At 70.8% G+C, this 15,284-nt stretch carries 10 protein-coding genes and 1 pseudogene; 1 reads left to right on the top strand and 10 read right to left on the bottom strand.

The features are described from left to right. Positions 1-20: 20 nt before the first annotated feature. Complete coding sequence (locus ACQ86G_RS16700; protein WP_431256391.1) at positions 21-1,199, bottom strand: glycosyltransferase WbsX family protein; 1,179 nt, start codon at positions 1,197-1,199, stop codon at positions 21-23. A 17-nt stretch (positions 1,200-1,216) separates the two neighbouring features. Then, positions 1,217-2,308: a hypothetical protein gene (locus tag ACQ86G_RS16695; RefSeq protein ID WP_431256390.1), complete on the bottom strand. Its 1,092-nt coding sequence runs from the start codon at positions 2,306-2,308 to the stop codon at positions 1,217-1,219. Between the two features lie 222 nt (positions 2,309-2,530). On the opposite strand from ACQ86G_RS16695, the gene ACQ86G_RS16690 reads away from it, so the two are divergent. Continuing rightward, positions 2,531-4,195, top strand: coding sequence for an asparagine synthetase B family protein (locus ACQ86G_RS16690; RefSeq protein ID WP_431256389.1), 1,665 nt, complete (start codon positions 2,531-2,533; stop codon positions 4,193-4,195). A 102-nt stretch (positions 4,196-4,297) separates the two neighbouring features. On the opposite strand, the gene ACQ86G_RS16685 is transcribed toward ACQ86G_RS16690, so the two are convergent. The 8 genes and pseudogenes from ACQ86G_RS16685 to ACQ86G_RS16650 form a co-directional block, all read right to left on the bottom strand. Next, positions 4,298-5,260 carry a polysaccharide deacetylase family protein gene (locus ACQ86G_RS16685; RefSeq protein WP_431256388.1) on the bottom strand — a complete coding sequence of 321 codons (963 nt, stop codon included), beginning with the start codon at positions 5,258-5,260 and terminating at the stop codon, positions 4,298-4,300. Further along, positions 5,260-6,576, bottom strand: coding sequence for a putative O-glycosylation ligase, exosortase A system-associated (locus tag ACQ86G_RS16680; protein ID WP_431256387.1), 1,317 nt, complete (start codon positions 6,574-6,576; stop codon positions 5,260-5,262). Before ACQ86G_RS16680 ends, ACQ86G_RS16685 begins: the two co-directional genes overlap by 1 nt. After that, positions 6,569-7,771 (bottom strand): glycosyltransferase family 4 protein, encoded by a 1,203-nt coding sequence (locus tag ACQ86G_RS16675; protein ID WP_431261424.1) that lies wholly within the window; start codon positions 7,769-7,771, stop codon positions 6,569-6,571. The genes ACQ86G_RS16680 and ACQ86G_RS16675 overlap by 8 nt, the downstream gene beginning before the upstream one ends. A 6-nt stretch (positions 7,772-7,777) precedes the next feature. Continuing rightward, the gene (locus ACQ86G_RS16670; RefSeq protein WP_431256386.1) at positions 7,778-9,058 is read right to left on the bottom strand and encodes a glycosyltransferase family 4 protein; all 1,281 of its coding nucleotides are present in this window, start codon (positions 9,056-9,058) and stop codon (positions 7,778-7,780) included. Positions 9,059-9,098: 40 nt separating this feature from the next. After that, a pseudogene (locus ACQ86G_RS16665) lies at positions 9,099-11,014 on the bottom strand (XrtA/PEP-CTERM system amidotransferase). 14 nt (positions 11,015-11,028) lie between these two features. Further along, positions 11,029-12,222 carry a TIGR03088 family PEP-CTERM/XrtA system glycosyltransferase gene (locus tag ACQ86G_RS16660; RefSeq protein WP_431256385.1) on the bottom strand — a complete coding sequence of 398 codons (1,194 nt, stop codon included), beginning with the start codon at positions 12,220-12,222 and terminating at the stop codon, positions 11,029-11,031. Then, a complete protein-coding gene (gene xrtA / locus ACQ86G_RS16655) occupies positions 12,219-13,895 on the bottom strand; it encodes an exosortase A (RefSeq protein WP_431256384.1) in 1,677 nt (558 codons plus the stop codon). Before xrtA ends, ACQ86G_RS16660 begins: the two co-directional genes overlap by 4 nt. Before the next feature lie 162 nt (positions 13,896-14,057). Continuing rightward, entirely contained in the window at positions 14,058-15,281 is a 1,224-nt protein-coding gene (locus ACQ86G_RS16650; protein ID WP_431256383.1) for a TIGR03087 family PEP-CTERM/XrtA system glycosyltransferase, read from the bottom strand. Positions 15,282-15,284: the final 3 nt, after the last annotated feature.

Here is a 15,284-nt window from a genome sequence, read left to right as displayed (position 1 = left end):
TCGGGCCCTGGCCTTCGGGGTCAGTCCTTGTGCTTCAACGCGTCACGCGTCGCTTCCAGCAGCGTGCGGCCGTTCAGCGCGTCGGGCTCGAGGTGGTTGCCTTCGGCCCATTCGTTCCAGGCATTGATGAACACGACCTGCCGTTGCGGCGGCTGGTGCTTGCGCGTCCACGCGAGCGCCGCCTCGAGCCAGCGCTTGTAGCGCTGCGGCGTGTTGTTCATCAGGATGGTGGCGCCGCCCGAGGAGCGCCGCGCGCTGTTGTCGAAGCCGGGGCTGACGCACCGCAGGAACGGATAGTCCGGCGCCGGCTTGGCCAGCACGCCGTCGACCATGCGGTCATAGTCGAAGAAGTTGTGCTCGCCGTAGGCCTTGGGCAGGAAGCCCAGCTTCATCGCGAGCCTGGACTTCCAGCCGGTGAAGTGCCTGCCGCCCAGGCGCCGCCAGTCCGGCGCGAACTCGATCGACAGGTCCAGTCCGACTTCGCGCGGATCGGCGCCGGAGCCGGTGCCGCTCCACTCGAACTGCGCCAGCGTCAGTTCGCCGACGCCCTCCTCGCGCGCGATGCGGCGCCAGGTCGCCAGCGTGCGTTGCGGATCCGGCAGGTGATCGACCTTGTAGACGATGAACAGCGGCTTGCCGTCGATGCGGATGTAGCGCGGATCGCGGAAGTGCGGCAGCAGCGTGCGGATGTGGGCCTCGTCGTCCTCGTCCGAGTAGCGCTGCTCGATCAGCATCTCCCGGTCCTTGCCGTTCCAGGCGCGGGTCCAGTTCTCGTTGGCCCAGGCCAGGCAGTACGGGAAGTCGGGCTCGCCGCTGGCGCGGATCTCCTCGATCGGGCGCTCCATCAAGCGCTCGCCGGTGAACCAGTAGTGGTAGTAGCAGAAGCCGCCGATGCCGTGCTCACGGGCCAGCTCGGCCTGCGCCGCACGGGCCTCGGGCAGCCGCAGGTCGTAGAAGCCAAGCTCGCCCGGCAGCCGCGGCTGGTAGTGGCCCTCGTACAGCGGCCTGGCCTTGGCGACGTTGCGCCATTCGGTGAAGCCTTTGCCCCACCACTCGTCGTTCTGACGGAACGGGTGGAACTGCGGCAGCACGATGGCGATCGCGAGCGGGTGCTCCGCGGAGGAAGCCGGCGTCGACGATGCGGGCGCGTGTCCGTCCGCAGGGGCGCCGTCCGGCGGGGCGAGGGAATCGGGCGTCATGCGGTTCATCGGGACAATCAAGGGACGGGGGCTTGCAGCGCCTCGCGCCATTGGGCGGCGATGGCGCGCGTGGAGTAGTCGCGCTCGATGGCGGGCATCGCGGCGCGCGCGCGGGCGGCCAGCGGGGCCGGATCGGCGATGTGATCGGCGAGGTGCGCCCAGTCGTCCAGCGCGCAGTGGGCGCGCCAGGGCTGGTAGTCAGGCAAGGGGTCGGCCATCACCGGCACGCCCTGGGCCAGCGCCAGCAGCATGCGGTTGTTGCTCTTGGCCATCGTGAAGGCGGTCATGCGGGTGGGCAGCAGCACCAGGTCCTGCTCGCCGAGCAGCGACAGGAAATGCAGCCGGTCCCAGGGCCGGTAGCGGTGCGGGAAGGCGGCGCGACCGAGCAGCTCGCGATAACGCTGTTCGGAGTTGCTCACCACCGTCAGTCGCAGCGGCTGTCGCCGCGCGGCAGCCTCCAGCAGCGGCAGCAGCGGTTCGAGCTCCGCCATCCCGCCGGTCGCATAGGCGCTGCCATGATTGCCGAACCACACCAGTTGCCGGGCGACGCGGCGCTGCGCGCGGTGCTCGCGCAGTTCACGCCAGGCGCGCCAGTGGCCGCTCCAGCGACCGGGATGCATGCGGTGCGGCCACGATTCGAAGTCGCGCGCGGCGGCGGGCGTCTCGACGGGATCACCGACGACGCGAACCGGCGCGGCGGCGCGCAGGTCGGGCGGCAGTTCCGCCTCCAGCAGCGGCTTCAGGCCGGGCGAGGACACGGTGAACAGCGCGAACAGCGGGAGCGCCTCGCGGTAGGCGCTCAGCAGCGCGGCACGCGCGGGATCGCCGGACTCGTTGAGGAAGTAGTTGTCGAAGCTGTCCAGCACCAGCCGGACGCCGTGCGCGCGGGCCTCGGCCAGGCGCCGGGCACGGCCGCGCAGCGCGTCGGGCGAGCCCGCGTCGAGCAGCCATTTCGCCTGGACCACGAGCACGCCCTCGCTGGGCAGCGGCTGAGCGTCCGACGCCGGATCCAGCACGCGCGACACCAGACCCGAGCGGCGCAGTTCGCGGCTCGGCATCAGGCAGCGCAGGCGCACGCCGGCGTAGGCCGGGTTCAGTGCGTGAGGCATCCAGTGAATCTGCAAACCGGCTCCAGGGTCCGCCTCCGACAGCGGGCAGGCCGCGATTGTGCGGCATGGTCGGAAGCCTCCCCCGAAGGGCGGCCCTCCAAGTGGGTGGGGTGGGGGACAGGCGTGGCGACTCAATTCCACGCCAGAATCCGGCGGGGAGTTCCACACCGCGAACCTCCCTCTTTCCTGCCTCTTGGCCGCATCGCCGGTCCGTACACAACGATGACGACGAGCACCGCCACCTTCCTTTCCACGGGCCAGCCGGTCCTGCCGGGTCTCCCCGCCGACGTCCCGGCCGTGCAACGCGACGCCGCATGGCAGACGCTGCTGTCGGCGAGCGATCCGGCACCGGCGCTGGCGCAGGTCGGCGGCCGCTTCTCGGTGGCCTGGCGACAGCCCGGCGGGCGCACGCTGCTGGCGACGGACCGCTTCGGCATCGAGCCGCTGTGCTACCGCATCGTCGGCCACGAACTGCAGTTCGCGACCCGCGCCGACGACCTGGCCGGCGACGACGTGGACCTCGATCCGCAGGCGCTGTTCGACTACCTCTACTTCCACGTGATCCCGTCGCCGCGGACGGTGTTCCGCAACATCTTCCGGCTGCCGCCGGGGCATGTGGCGATCTTCGAGCGCGGCGAGCTGCGCGTGACGCCGTACTGGACGCCGACCTTCCGCGCCGATCCGGCCCCGAAGCTCGAGGACCTGAAGGTCGAGTTCAAGGAGATCCTGCAGCGCTCGGTGCAGCGCGCGATGCACGCGCCGGACGCGGCCTGCTTCCTGAGCGGCGGCACGGACAGCTCGACGGTCGCGGGCATGCTGAGCCGCGTCGCGGGACGGGCACCGGACACCTACTCGATCGGCTTCGAGGCCGAGGGCTACGACGAGATGGCCTTCGCGCGCATCGCGGCCAAGCACTTCGGCTGCCGGCATCACGAGTACTACGTGACGCCCAAGGACCTGGTCGACGGGATCGCGAAGGTCGCGACGCATTACGACCAGCCCTTCGGCAACAGCTCGGCGCTGCCGGCCTACTACTGCGCCCGCCGCGCCCACGACAACGGCGTGCGGCATCTGCTGGCCGGGGACGGCGGGGATGAACTCTTCGGCGGCAACACGCGTTATGCGAAGCAGACGGTGTTCTCCTGGTACGGCAACGTGCCGGGGCCGCTGCGGGACCTCGTGCTGCAGCCGGTGTTCGGCTCGCCGATCGGCAAGCTGCCGCTGCTGAAGAAGGGCGCCAGCTACATCGACCAGGCGCGCGTGCCGATGCCGGACCGGCTGCAGAGCTACAACCTGCTGACGCGGCTGGGCATGGGCGACGTGCTGGAGACGGACTTCCTGCGCCGCGTGGATCCGCTGGGGCCGCAGAAGCAGCAGCGCCAGGTGTGGAACGGGCTCAAGACCGGCCAGCTGGTCGACCGCATGCTGGCCTTCGACTGGCGCTACACGCTGGCGGACACCGACCTGCCCAAGGTCGTGGGCACCACGCGGCTGGCGGGGACCTCGGTCGGTTTCCCGATGCTGGACGACGAGCTGCTGGCCTTCTCCGAACGCCTGCCGGCGGACTACAAGCTCAAGGGCCTGCAGCTGCGCTGGTTCTTCAAGGAGGCGCTGCGCGGCTTCCTGCCCGACGAGATCATCGTCAAGAAGAAGCAGGGCTTCGGCCTGCCCTTCGGCGTCTGGGCGACGCGCGACGCCAACCTGCGCGCACTCGCCGAGGATTCGCTGGGCAGCCTGTCCACGCGCGGCATCGTCCGCCCCGAGTTCATCCGGAGCCTGCTCAAGGAGCGGCTGCCGGAACACCCCGGGTACTACGGCGAGATGGTGTGGATCCTGATGATGCTGGAGCAGTGGCTGCGCGGACGGCGACCGAACTACCGGGTCTGAACCCGCTTCAGCGCCCCCATGCCGTCACCGCCGCGCCGGCACGCCAGCGTGCCGGCGGCCATGCCCGCCGCGACACCGGCTCCGGTGCCGAGGCCGGGGGCCTCAGACCACCGCCGCCGGCCCGCCCATGCGCGCGTTGCGCATCATCCGCGCCGCAAACATCGCGGTGGAGTTGCCCCACGGCGTGTAGCGCGGCAGCTGGAACAGGTCGGCGCCCGGCAGCGCCACGCCGGGCGCGGTGCTGACCGCCGCCTCGAAGCCCAGCTCCCGCAGCATCGCCGCGTGGCCTGCGTCGTAGTCGCGCACCGGCCGGCCGTTCGGGTACGCGAAGCTGCGCACCGGCCGGCCCAGCAGTGCCGCGAGGTGGTCACGCCCCGCCTGCACCTGCTCGCGCGCGCCCTCGGGCGACAGCGTCGTCAGCACCGTGTGGTCCACGGTGTGGCCGCCGATCTCATGGCCCGCGTCGGCCAGCTGCTTCAGTTGCGCGTCGGTGAGCATCAGGTCGTCCGGCATCGCCCCGACCGGCTGCGCCGCCAGCATGCGCGCCAGCTGCGCGTCGCGCTCGTCCGGCGGCAGGTACTTCAGCTGCACCTGCAGCGCGGACACGGCCTTCAGCCGGTCCTCCGTCGTCGCGACCGGATGCACGCCCATGTCCACCGCCGACAGGTCCAGCACCGGTCCCGGGACAAGCCGCACGAACTCCACCACCGTGTCGCTGAACATGCGGCCGCCGTTCAGGTAGCCGGTCGCGATGAACACGGTCGCGCGCGCACCGTGCCGCGCCAGGATCGGATGCGCCACGGTCCAGTTGTCCGCGTAGCCGTCGTCGAAGGTGATGCACGCGGCGCGTTTCGGCAGACGGCCCTCGCGCAGCGCGAGGGCGGCGTCGCTCACCGTCATCAGCGTGAAGTGGTCCGCCAGGAAGGACACCTGGGCCTCGAAACGCGCGGCATCGATCTCACCCGGCCGCATCGCGTCGGGTCCGGGCAGCACGCGGTGGTAGATCAGGATGCTCAGCGCGGGCTCGCCGCGCGGCCAGCCCAGCAGGCTCAACGATGCCAGCATCAGGTGCCTCCCCAGTACGGCGAATGCACGTCGCGCGGCGCCTGCCCCGCGGCGACGGCGGCCTTTCTGCGCCCCGCCACCTCCGCGGCGACGACGCGGTTCACCACCACCACGATCAGCACCAGGTAGTACGGCAGGTCGAAGTAGACGAGGCTCAGGAAGGCCCCGCCGGTCGCGTAGCCGATCAGCCCGACCTGGCACATCGCCGACAGGTCCCGCGCCCACTGCAGGTCCGGCAGGTCCTTGGCGGCCCGGATGGTCGCGCTCGCCAGCCGCCAGGTGGTCGCGAAGATGCCGACGAAGATCGCCAGGCCGAAGAAGCCGTGCTCGCCCAGCGCCTGGAAGTAGATGCTGTGCGCCGTCAGCGGCACCGACGGATCCGGCGCGTACTTGGCGAACACCGCCGGTCCCGCGACGGTGAAGCCGCCACCGAACGGGAACAGGTCGATGGCCAGGCGCCAGGCCATCTGCCATGCGTTGATGCGCCCCATCGCCGACGAATCCTGGTCGTAGGTCTTGATGGTCTCCATCCGGTTGGTCCAGCTGTCCGGCATGAAGACGAAGATCAGCGGCAGGGCCACCAGCACGACCAGCGCCAGCGGCAGCTTGTTGCGGCTCTTCATCCACAGGAAGAAGGACATCGTCACGATCGCCAGGAAGGCCCCGCGCGACTGCGAGCCCACCGCCGAGGCCATGCACAGCAGCATGGACACCGTCGCCAGGTGGCGCTGCCAGGGCTTGGTCGCCTGCAGCTGCAGGTAGCGGATCAGCGGCACCGTCATGATGGTGGCCAGCGCCAGCGAGTTGTTGTCCTCGATGAACGAGCCCTCCGGCCCCCACACGCGCGCCGAGCCGCCCGACAGCACCGTGAACACGCCACCCTTGATGCCGTAGTAGCCGATCGAGATCACCAGCACCAGCACCAGCCAGTCCAGGTCGCGCCGCCGCTTCACGACCAGCAGCGACACCAGCACCATCAGCAGCACCTTGAACGCCCGCGACCAGAAGTTCATCTCCTTGTCCGGGTAGAACGAGAACAGCAGCGGCGACACGCCGATCCACAGGATCCAGATCGCCAGCAGGACGGTGACCGCGTTGACGGGGAACTTCACCAGCTTGTCGCGGTGGACCAGCAGGCTCGCGAACAGCGCCAGCGCGATCACCATCGACCACGGCGCGTCGTGCGCGAAGCCGTAGGCCAGGCGGTGCGGGTTCATCACCCCCATCCAGACCCAGCCCAGCACGCCCCACATCGGGTCCTTGAAGGTCTTGTAGATCAGGGCCATGAACAGGCCCAGCATCAGCAGGTCACGCATGGCGCAGCTCCGGCGACCGCCGCGCGGCCAGGATGCGGTGGAACAGGTCGAGCTGGCCCTGCGTCGTCGCGTCCCAGCTGAAGCGTTCGGCGTAGCGCCGCGTCGCCGCGCGGTCGCGGGGCGACGCGCGCAGGCGGCGCACCGCCTCGGCCACGCCGGCCGCGGTGCGCGCGGGCATCAGCTCGCCGGCCTCGGGGCTGGCCACGACCTCGGGCGTGCCCCACACGTTGGACGCCGCCACCGGCGTGCCGCAGGCCATCGCCTCCAGCAGCACGTTGGCCCAGCCTTCGCGGCTGGACGCCAGCACCAGCGCGTCGACGCCGGCATAGACCTCGCGCAGCCGCGCCTGCGGCAACGCGCCGAGGAAACGCACCCGGGACGTCACGCCCAGCGACTCGGCCAGGCGGCGCAGGGCGCCCTCCTCCGGACCGGTGCCGGCGATCAGCAGGTCGACATCGGGCAGCTCGGCGAGCGCGCCGATGACCAGTTCATGGCCCTTGCGCTCGATCAGGTGACCGACCGAGGCCAGGGTGAAGCGCCCCGCGGCCAGGCCCAGCGCGGCGCGTGCCTCGTCGCGGCCGGCCGGATGGAAGAGCGCCAGGTCCACACCGTTGCGCAGCGCGGTGACCTTCGCGGGCGCCGCGCCCAGCGCGACCAGTTCGTCCTTGAGCGCCTCGCAGACGGTGATCATCGCGTCGGCCTGGTCGGCCGCGCGCAGGATCAGCTTGCGCGGAAAGGCGTGTTGGGGAATCAGGTTGATGTCGGTGCCGCGTGCGGTGATCACGACCGGCTTGTTCAGCGCGCGCGCCACCATCACCGCGGCGACGCCGTCGGGATAGAAGTAGTGCGCGTCGATCAGGTCGAAGTCATAGCCCGTCGCCTGCAGTTGCCGCGCCGCGCGCAGGAAGGTCCAGGCCAGCGTGTACGGCGCGCTGCTCATGCCGACCTTGGGCAGCCGCACGAAGCGCGGATGCGTGATGTCCAGACCGTGTCGCGATTCGCGCGCCGGCGTCGCGGCGAACTTGCCGTACTCGCCGAAGCGCTCCCCCTTGAGCGGGAACCACGGCACCGGCGCGATGACACGCGACTCGGCCTGGCCCGACGCGATCAGGTGGCGCAAGCGCGTCTCCACGAAGATGCCGTGGCTGGGCATCACCGCGCTCGGGTACAGCGTCGAGAAGGTCAGCAGCTTCAGCATGGCTCAGGCCTTCGCGTCACCGGCACGGGACGGCACCGCCGGCGCACCGTCGACCGCGGGCGCGCCCGCCCCCGGCGCGACGGCCGCATGGGCGGCCTGCTGCGCCTCGCGGGCGCCCTGCCCGCTCTTCAAGGCCCGGCCCAGTGCCACGACGCGCGCGGCGTTGCCGTGCCACGTCAGCTGCAGCCGGCCGATCGTGGCGCGTGCGCCCTCGCCCAGGCGGCGGCGCAGGGCCTCGTCGGACGCCAGGCGCGCCAGCAGCGCTTCCAGCGCGCCGGGCCGGGACGGATCGAAGAGCCGCGCGTTGAGGTCGTCGTCCAGGACTTCCTCGATGTTGGGCTGGTTCGGCGCGACGATGGCCTTGCCCAGCGCCAGGTATTCGAAGAGCTTCAGCGGCGACGCGTAGGCGACCACCGCCGGCTGCAGCGCGATGTCGAAGGCGGCCACGTAGGCCGGCACCGCGTCGCGGGACACGACGCCGGTGAAGCGCACGCGTTCGCCGAGCTTCAGTTCGCCGGCCAGCGCTTCGAGGTCGGCCCGTGCCGGTCCGTCGCCGACCAGCAGCAGCCGCGCATTCGCGGGCGCCGCGTCCGTCGCCATCCAGCGGATCACGCGGTCCATGCCGTGCCAGTCGCGCACGAAGCCGGTGAAACCCAGCACCAGTGCGCCGTCCCAGCCGAGCGTGCGCTTGGCCTCGTCGGGCGACGGCGCCGCGTCGAAGTGCTCTTCGTTGATGCCGTTGGGGATCACCACCAGCCGGTCCTGCGGCACGCCGCGCGCGCTCACCATCGCGCCGAGCACCTGGGTCACCGGCAGCACCGCGTCGGCGCCGCGCCAGACCGTGTCCTCGGCCCAGCGTGCGATGCGCGGCAGCGCGAGGCCGCCGAACTTGGTCCGCTCGTCGACCAGCGGCGCGTTCACCTCCAGCAGCAGCGGCACGCGCAGGCGACGCTTGAGCATCAGCCCGCTCAGCAGGAAGAGGTTGTAGCGTTCGTAGATCAGGTCGGGCTGGAAGTCACGGGCCGCCGCCGCGAGGCGACGGTAGGCCACCAGCGAATACGCCAGCTCCAGCAGCTCGTAGACGAACTTGGGCAGCTTCGCGCGCAGGCGGTGCACCCAGCCGGTATCGTCGCCCATCTTGGCCTTGTCCTCGGGCGCCGACTCGCCGCCGGGCGCGACCACGCGCACCTCGTGGCCGAGCGCGCGCAGCGAGCCGATCATCTCCTCGATGTGGACCGCCTGGCCGTCCTTGGACGCGGTGCGATGGTGGTACAGGATCTTCATGCGGAGCGGAAGGACATCGGGGAAACAGGACTCACAGGACTCAGGCGGCTTCGCGCATCGAGGTCGCGCCCATCACGTTGCGCAGGAACGCGTCGTACATCAGCAAGGTCCAGAGCGGCGTACTGTGGTCGCGGCTGCCGTTCTCATGCTGCTCGACCATCTGGCCGACGGTCTTGAGGTCGAACATGCCCGAATCGGCGAGCGGCCCCCCAGCAACGAGTTCCGCACGCGCTGGCGCAGCGGGCCGCGGAACCAGCGCGACAGCGGCACCGCGAAGCCCATCTTGGGCCGGTACAGCACGTCGTTGGGCAGGTGCGGTTCGAGCGTCTTCTTGAACAGGTACTTGCCCTCGCCGCCGCGCAGCTTCAGGTGGGAGGGCAGCGTCGCCAGCCACTCGACCAACGGGTGGTCCATCAGCGGCTCGCGCACTTCCAGCGAATGCGCCATCGACGCACGGTCGACCTTGGTGTTGATGTCGCCGACCAGGTAGGTGTGCGTGTCGATGTACTGGATCAGCGCCAGCGGATCGTCGGTGTTGGCGCGCTCCGCGTGCCGCAGGAACAGGTCGCGCGCGTTGTAGCCGCCCAGCTCCGACTTGAAGCGCGCGCTGTACAGCGGCATGCGCTCGTTGTCGCGGATCACGGACATCGTGTGGAAGTAGGCCTCCACCGAGTTGCGCGCCAGCGCCTGGAAGGTGGTCTTCGCGCGGAACACGCGCGGCGCCCAGTCGGCCTTCGGATAGAGCCGGCCCAGCGTGCCGAACAGCGGCTTGCGCAGCCCCAGCGGCAGGCTGGCGCGCATGCGCTCCTCCATCATGTGCAGCTTGTAGCGGCGGTAGCCGCCGAAGCTCTCGTCGCCGCCGTCGCCCGACAGCGCCACCGTCACGTGCTTGCGCGCGAGCTGGCAGACGCGATAGGTCGGGATCGCGGAGCTGTCGGCGTAGGGCTCGTCGTAGAGCCGCGCCAGCGTGTCGATCAGGTCGAAGTCGTCACTCTGGACGGTCTCGACATGGTGCTCGGTCCGGTAGCGGTCCGCCACCATCTGCGCGAATTCGGACTCGTTGTACTGCGGGTCGTCGAAACCGATCGAGCAGGTCTTCACCGGCCCGTTGGTCTCGCCGGCCATCATCGCGACGACCGCGCTGGAGTCCACGCCGCCCGACAGGAAGGCGCCCAGCGGCACTTCGGAGATCAGCCGCAGCTTGACCGCCTCGCGCAGGCGGCGGGTCAGCTCTTCCTGCGCCTGGACCTCGTCGATCTTGTTGTCGGTCGTGAAGTTGACGTCCCAGTAGCGGCGCGGCTGGCCCAGCGCTTCTCCGCGCTTGATGACCAGCGTGTGGCCCGGCGGCAGCTTCAGCGCCTGGCGGAAGATGGTGCGCGGTTCGGCGACGTAACCCAGCGCGAAGTACTCCTCCACCGCCTGCGGGACGATGTCGCGCTTCATGGCCGGATGCGCGAGCAGCGCCTTCAGCTCGGAGCCGAAGACCAGCGTGCCGTCGTCCAGCAGGGCGTAGAACATCGGCTTCACGCCGAGCCGGTCGCGCGCCATGAAGAGCTGGTCGCGCGCCTTGTCCCAGACCACGAACGCGAACATGCCGCGCAGCTTCTGGACGCAGTCCTCGCCCCAGGCGGACCAGGCGTGCACGATGGCCTCGGTGTCGCTCTTGGTCTGGAACTGGTAGCCCAGCGCGGTGAGTTCCGCGGTCAGTTCGCGGTAGTTGTAGATCTCGCCGTTGAAGACGATGCCCACCGAATGGTCCGCGTTGAACAGCGGCTGCTGCCCGGTCGCGATGTCGATGATGGACAGCCGGCGGTGGCCGAAGGCCAGCCCCGGCTGCAGGTGGATCGACCCCTCATCGGGGCCGCGGTGGTGCAGCGAGTCGTTGATGCGATGCATCAGCGCGCCGTCGAAGTCGCGCCGCCCCCGGGTATCGAAGAGTCCGCTGATTCCGCACATGGTCGATTTCCCCGTCAGTTCTTGTGGCTGCCGGCATTGTGGCCGCGCAGCGTGTCATACAGGCCCTGGTACCGAGCGACCATGGCCCGCATGCTGAAATCCTGCTCCACCCGCGCCCGGCCGGCTTCGCCCATCGCTGCGGCCATTGCCGGATCGCGCGCCAGGCGCAGCAGCGCGGTGGCCATCGCCCCGGGATCCGCCGCCGGCACCAGCAGTCCGCTGAGGTCGCGCGTGACCAGGTCCGCGTTGCCGCCCACCTCGGTCGCGACCACCGGCAGCCCGCTGGCCATCGCCTCGAGGATGGTGTTGGAGATGCCTTCCGCCAGCGACGGCAGCGCGAAGACATGCAGCCCGCGCATCACCGCCGGCACATCGGTGCGCTCGCCCGGCAGCCAGGCGAGCGCCCCCAGGCCGGCCTCGTCCAGCAGCGCCTGGCACTGCGCGCGCAGCGGGCCGTCGCCGATCAGCACCAGCCGCGCGCTCGCGCGCAGGTCCGGCGCCTGGCCGATCAGCGCGATGAACGCGCGCGTCAGCATCACCTGGTCCTTCACCGGCGCCATGCGGCCGACGGTGCCGATCAGCCAGTGGGTGGCGGGATCGAAGGGGCAGCCCGGGATGGACTCGACCTGCTGGCGCTGGAAGCGCGCGGTGTCGACGCCGTTGACGAACTGGCTCACGCGCGCGGGCGGCACGCCGACCGGACCGGTCAGGTAGTCGCCGAGGTCGCGCGACAGCGCGATGTAGTGCGAGACGAAGGGCTTGTAGAAGCGGCGCACGCGCTGGTAGGCGCGGTTGCGGCCGTCGAGGTCGCCGACGTCGCGGCCGTGCTCGCCGTGGATGCGCACCGGCACGCGCGCGGCCCAGGCCGGCAGCTGCACTTCCAGCGCCGCCAGGTTGCGGCTGTGCACGATCGCGGGCTTGAGCGCGCGGAACAGCTTGTAGAGCTTGGGATAAAGCCAGAAGCCCTGCCCCGGCGGCTTGTTCAGCGCGAAGCACTCGACGTCGTCGCGCTGCAGCCGCTTGCGGAAGTCGGTGACCTCGGTCAGCGCGACGATCGCATGCCGGTAGCGGTCCGCCGGCATGTGGTTGATCAGGTTCACCACGCCGTTCTCGAGGCCGCCCGTGTCGAAGCGGTACATCACGTGCAGCACCAGCGGCCGTGCGTCGGCCATCGCGAGTGCGCGCTCGACGCTGAGACCGGCGCTCATGTCGGCGCCCCCGGCAGGCTCGAACCGCCCGAACCGCTCGCGGCGCCAGGGGCGCCCTGCGGGGACCGCACCGCGCCGGCGCCGCCATCCCGCACGCGTCGGAGCTGCGCATCGATCGCGCCCCAGTGCTGGCGCAGGAACAGCTGCAGCCGCTGCGGCGCGAGCTCGTCGGCCTCGGTGTAGACGAGCACCAGCGCCGCGTCGTCGCCGCGGCCCTGCAGCCGCTCCAGCGCGCCGCGCACACGCGCCTGCCAGGCGCTCGTCATCGGCCGGCCGTTGATCCAGTACACATGCCACACCAGCATCCGCGGCGCGGTCACCGCGTCCAGCGACGAGGCGCGCACCTGCGTCGTCAGCACGGGGACCGGCGTCACCGAGCCGCCGGTGACCGGCGCGAATTCCGTCTGGTCGCGACCGGTGACGGCCCAATGCTTGTCCTCGGCGGCCACGACGGCGTTGCTGGAGCTGACCAGCTTGCGTTCGTAGTCCTGGTCGCGGAAATACTGCAGGTGCAGACCGACCCGCGGTTTCGCGGGGCCGACCTGGTCCGGTCCGGTGAACTCCTGGTGCAGCGAGGCATTGGCGCCCTCGAAGTCCGGCATCCAGGCGTCCGACGGCACGGTCTGGTCCGCCCAGCCCGGCTCCGCCGGCACCGCCGGCAGCGCGGGGATCGGCGCCGAATGCCCCTGGCGCAGCAGCACGCCGGCGGTGACCGGCAGCGCGATGGCCAGCAGCACGGCGACGGCGGCCGCCCAACCCGCACCGACGCCGGCGGCCGTCGAGGCCGTCGCCGGATCGCGCGGCGGCGGCACCAGCGGCAGTTCCGGCTGCGCCCAGCGCGCGCCGATCAGGAACATCGCCAGCATCACGATGCCGAAGAACAGCCAGCCGTAGATCAGGTGGTCGACGCCGACAGCCAGCGTGTTGCCCGACAGGTGGCCGATCATCACGATCAGGTAGGCGCGCGCCCAGTTCGCCACCAGCGGCAGCGCGAGCGCGAAGGCGATGAAGCCGATCCGCCGGCGGTTCGAGTGGTAGCTGAGGTACGCGTACAGCGTGCCCACCATCGCCGAGGCGATCAGGTAACGCACGCCGGAGCAGGCCTCGACGACGGACCACTGGCCGCTCGGGATGATGAACTGCAGACCTTCCTGGTAGACCGGCAGGCCGCTGAGCCGCAGCGCGACGACGGTGAACCTGGCGGTCCAGTCCATCAGCTGCGGCAGCAGGAATTCCCCGACCGGCACGCAGAAGAACAGGAACCCCAGCGGGAAGGCCATCTCGCGCGCAACGCGCCAGCCCAGCACCGCCGGCACGAGCAGCACCAGCATCGCCACCAGCGTGAATTGCGTGACCGCGTTGATCGCGGCGAAGTCGGCGAACAGCCAGACCGCGCCGAGCGCGGCGATCGGCAGCGCCAGCCACGGCACCGGCCGCGGCGTCAGCGGCGCGACCATGCCGCGGCGCCGCCAGGCGAGCCACAGCACGATCGGCGGCACCAGGAAGGCATGGGTGAAGGTGCCGGAGCGCCACCAGATCGTCACCATGCCCAGCGCCGTCTGCCGGTACAGCAGCAGCAGCGCGACGACGAGCAGCACCAGCACCGCCAGCGGGCGGCGCCAGGCATCGGGAATGCCGCGCTGCTGGAGCGCGGAAGGCGTCGTCGCGCTCATGTGCGCCCCTCGTCCGCGGCATGCCGCAGCCGGTCCCCCGAGGGGACGTGAGCTTGCTTGGCACGGCCCTGCGCTGCGCTCATGTCTGCCCCTCGTCCGCGGCATGCCGCAGCCGGTCCCCCAAGGGGACGTGAGCTTGCTTGGGACGGCCCTGCGCTGCGCTCATGCCACCTGTCCTTGCGGCAGATACCCGTCCAACTTGGCGAGGTGGGCCTGCCAGCTGAACTGACGCAGCACGCGTTCGCGGGCCTGCTGGCCGATCGCCTGGGCGCGGGTCGGCGCGCTCAGCAGCGCGTGGACCAGTTCCAGGTAGTCCGCGGCGCTGTCCGCCGACAGCAGGTCCTGGCCGGCGAGCACGCCGTCGGCGCCCAGCGCCTCGACGCAGCTGCGCGCCGCCACGACCGGCCGGCCCACGGCCATGGCCTCGAGGATCTTGTTCTGGACGCCGCGCGCCAGCCGCAGCGGCGCGACGACGGCCGCCGCATGCTGCAGATAGGGACGGACGTCGGGTACCGTGCCGGTGACGCGCACGGCGTCGCCCGCCAGCGCGAGCACCGCGGGCGTCGGTGCGCGGCCGACGATGGTGAAGCGCAAGGTCGGCCAGCGCTGGCGCAGCTGCGGCAGCACCTCGGCGGCGAACCACTGCACCGCGTCGACGTTGGGCCAGTAGTCCATCGCGCCGGTGAAGACCAGCGGCAGCTCGTCTTCCGCGAAGGGATTCGCCTGCTGCGGCAACGGGGCGAAGTAGCCGCTGTCGACGCCGTTGCCCAGCGCCTCGACCGGCGCGCCGGTGGACGACAGGCGCTGGAACAGCGCCTTCTCGCCCTCGGTGACGAAGAACGAGCAGCGCGCCTGTTCGGCGACGCGGCGCTCGTAGGCCAGCAGCTCGCGGCCTTCGCGGCGGTACAGCCACGACATCGGCCAGCGGTTGGCCTTGGCGTAGTCGGTCCACTTGGCCGAGTCCACGTCGACGAAATCGATCAGCATCGGCACCGGGCCGGCGATGGCGCGCAGCTGCTCGGCGTATTGCGCCATCGTTGACGAGAACACGACGATCGCATCGAAGCGCTGCTCCTTCGCGATCCTCGCGATCCAGTCGCGCATCGCGCGGTGGCGGTAGTACGGCAGGCTCAGCGCCTCGCCGGTCGCCAGGCCGCGCAGGCTGGCCACGCGTGCCAGCAGCGGATTCAGGTCGGCGGCGAAGAGCTGCTCGCACTGCGCCTGCAGCGCGGGCACGTGGGCCCAGTCCTCGGCGTCGTCGACGAAGGTGCCCAGCCAGACCTTGTGATGCGCGGTCAGGTGCTTGAGCAGGTGGTACGAACGCAGCTTGTCGCCCTTGTTGGGCGGGTACGGCAGCCGGTGGACCAGGTAGAGGATGTTGGCCATGGC

The organism is Roseateles chitinivorans (genome assembly GCF_050632145.1).
Lineage (GTDB): Bacteria > Pseudomonadota > Gammaproteobacteria > Burkholderiales > Burkholderiaceae_C > Roseateles > Roseateles chitinivorans_B.
This window is presented reverse-complemented; position numbering and strand designations above follow the sequence as displayed.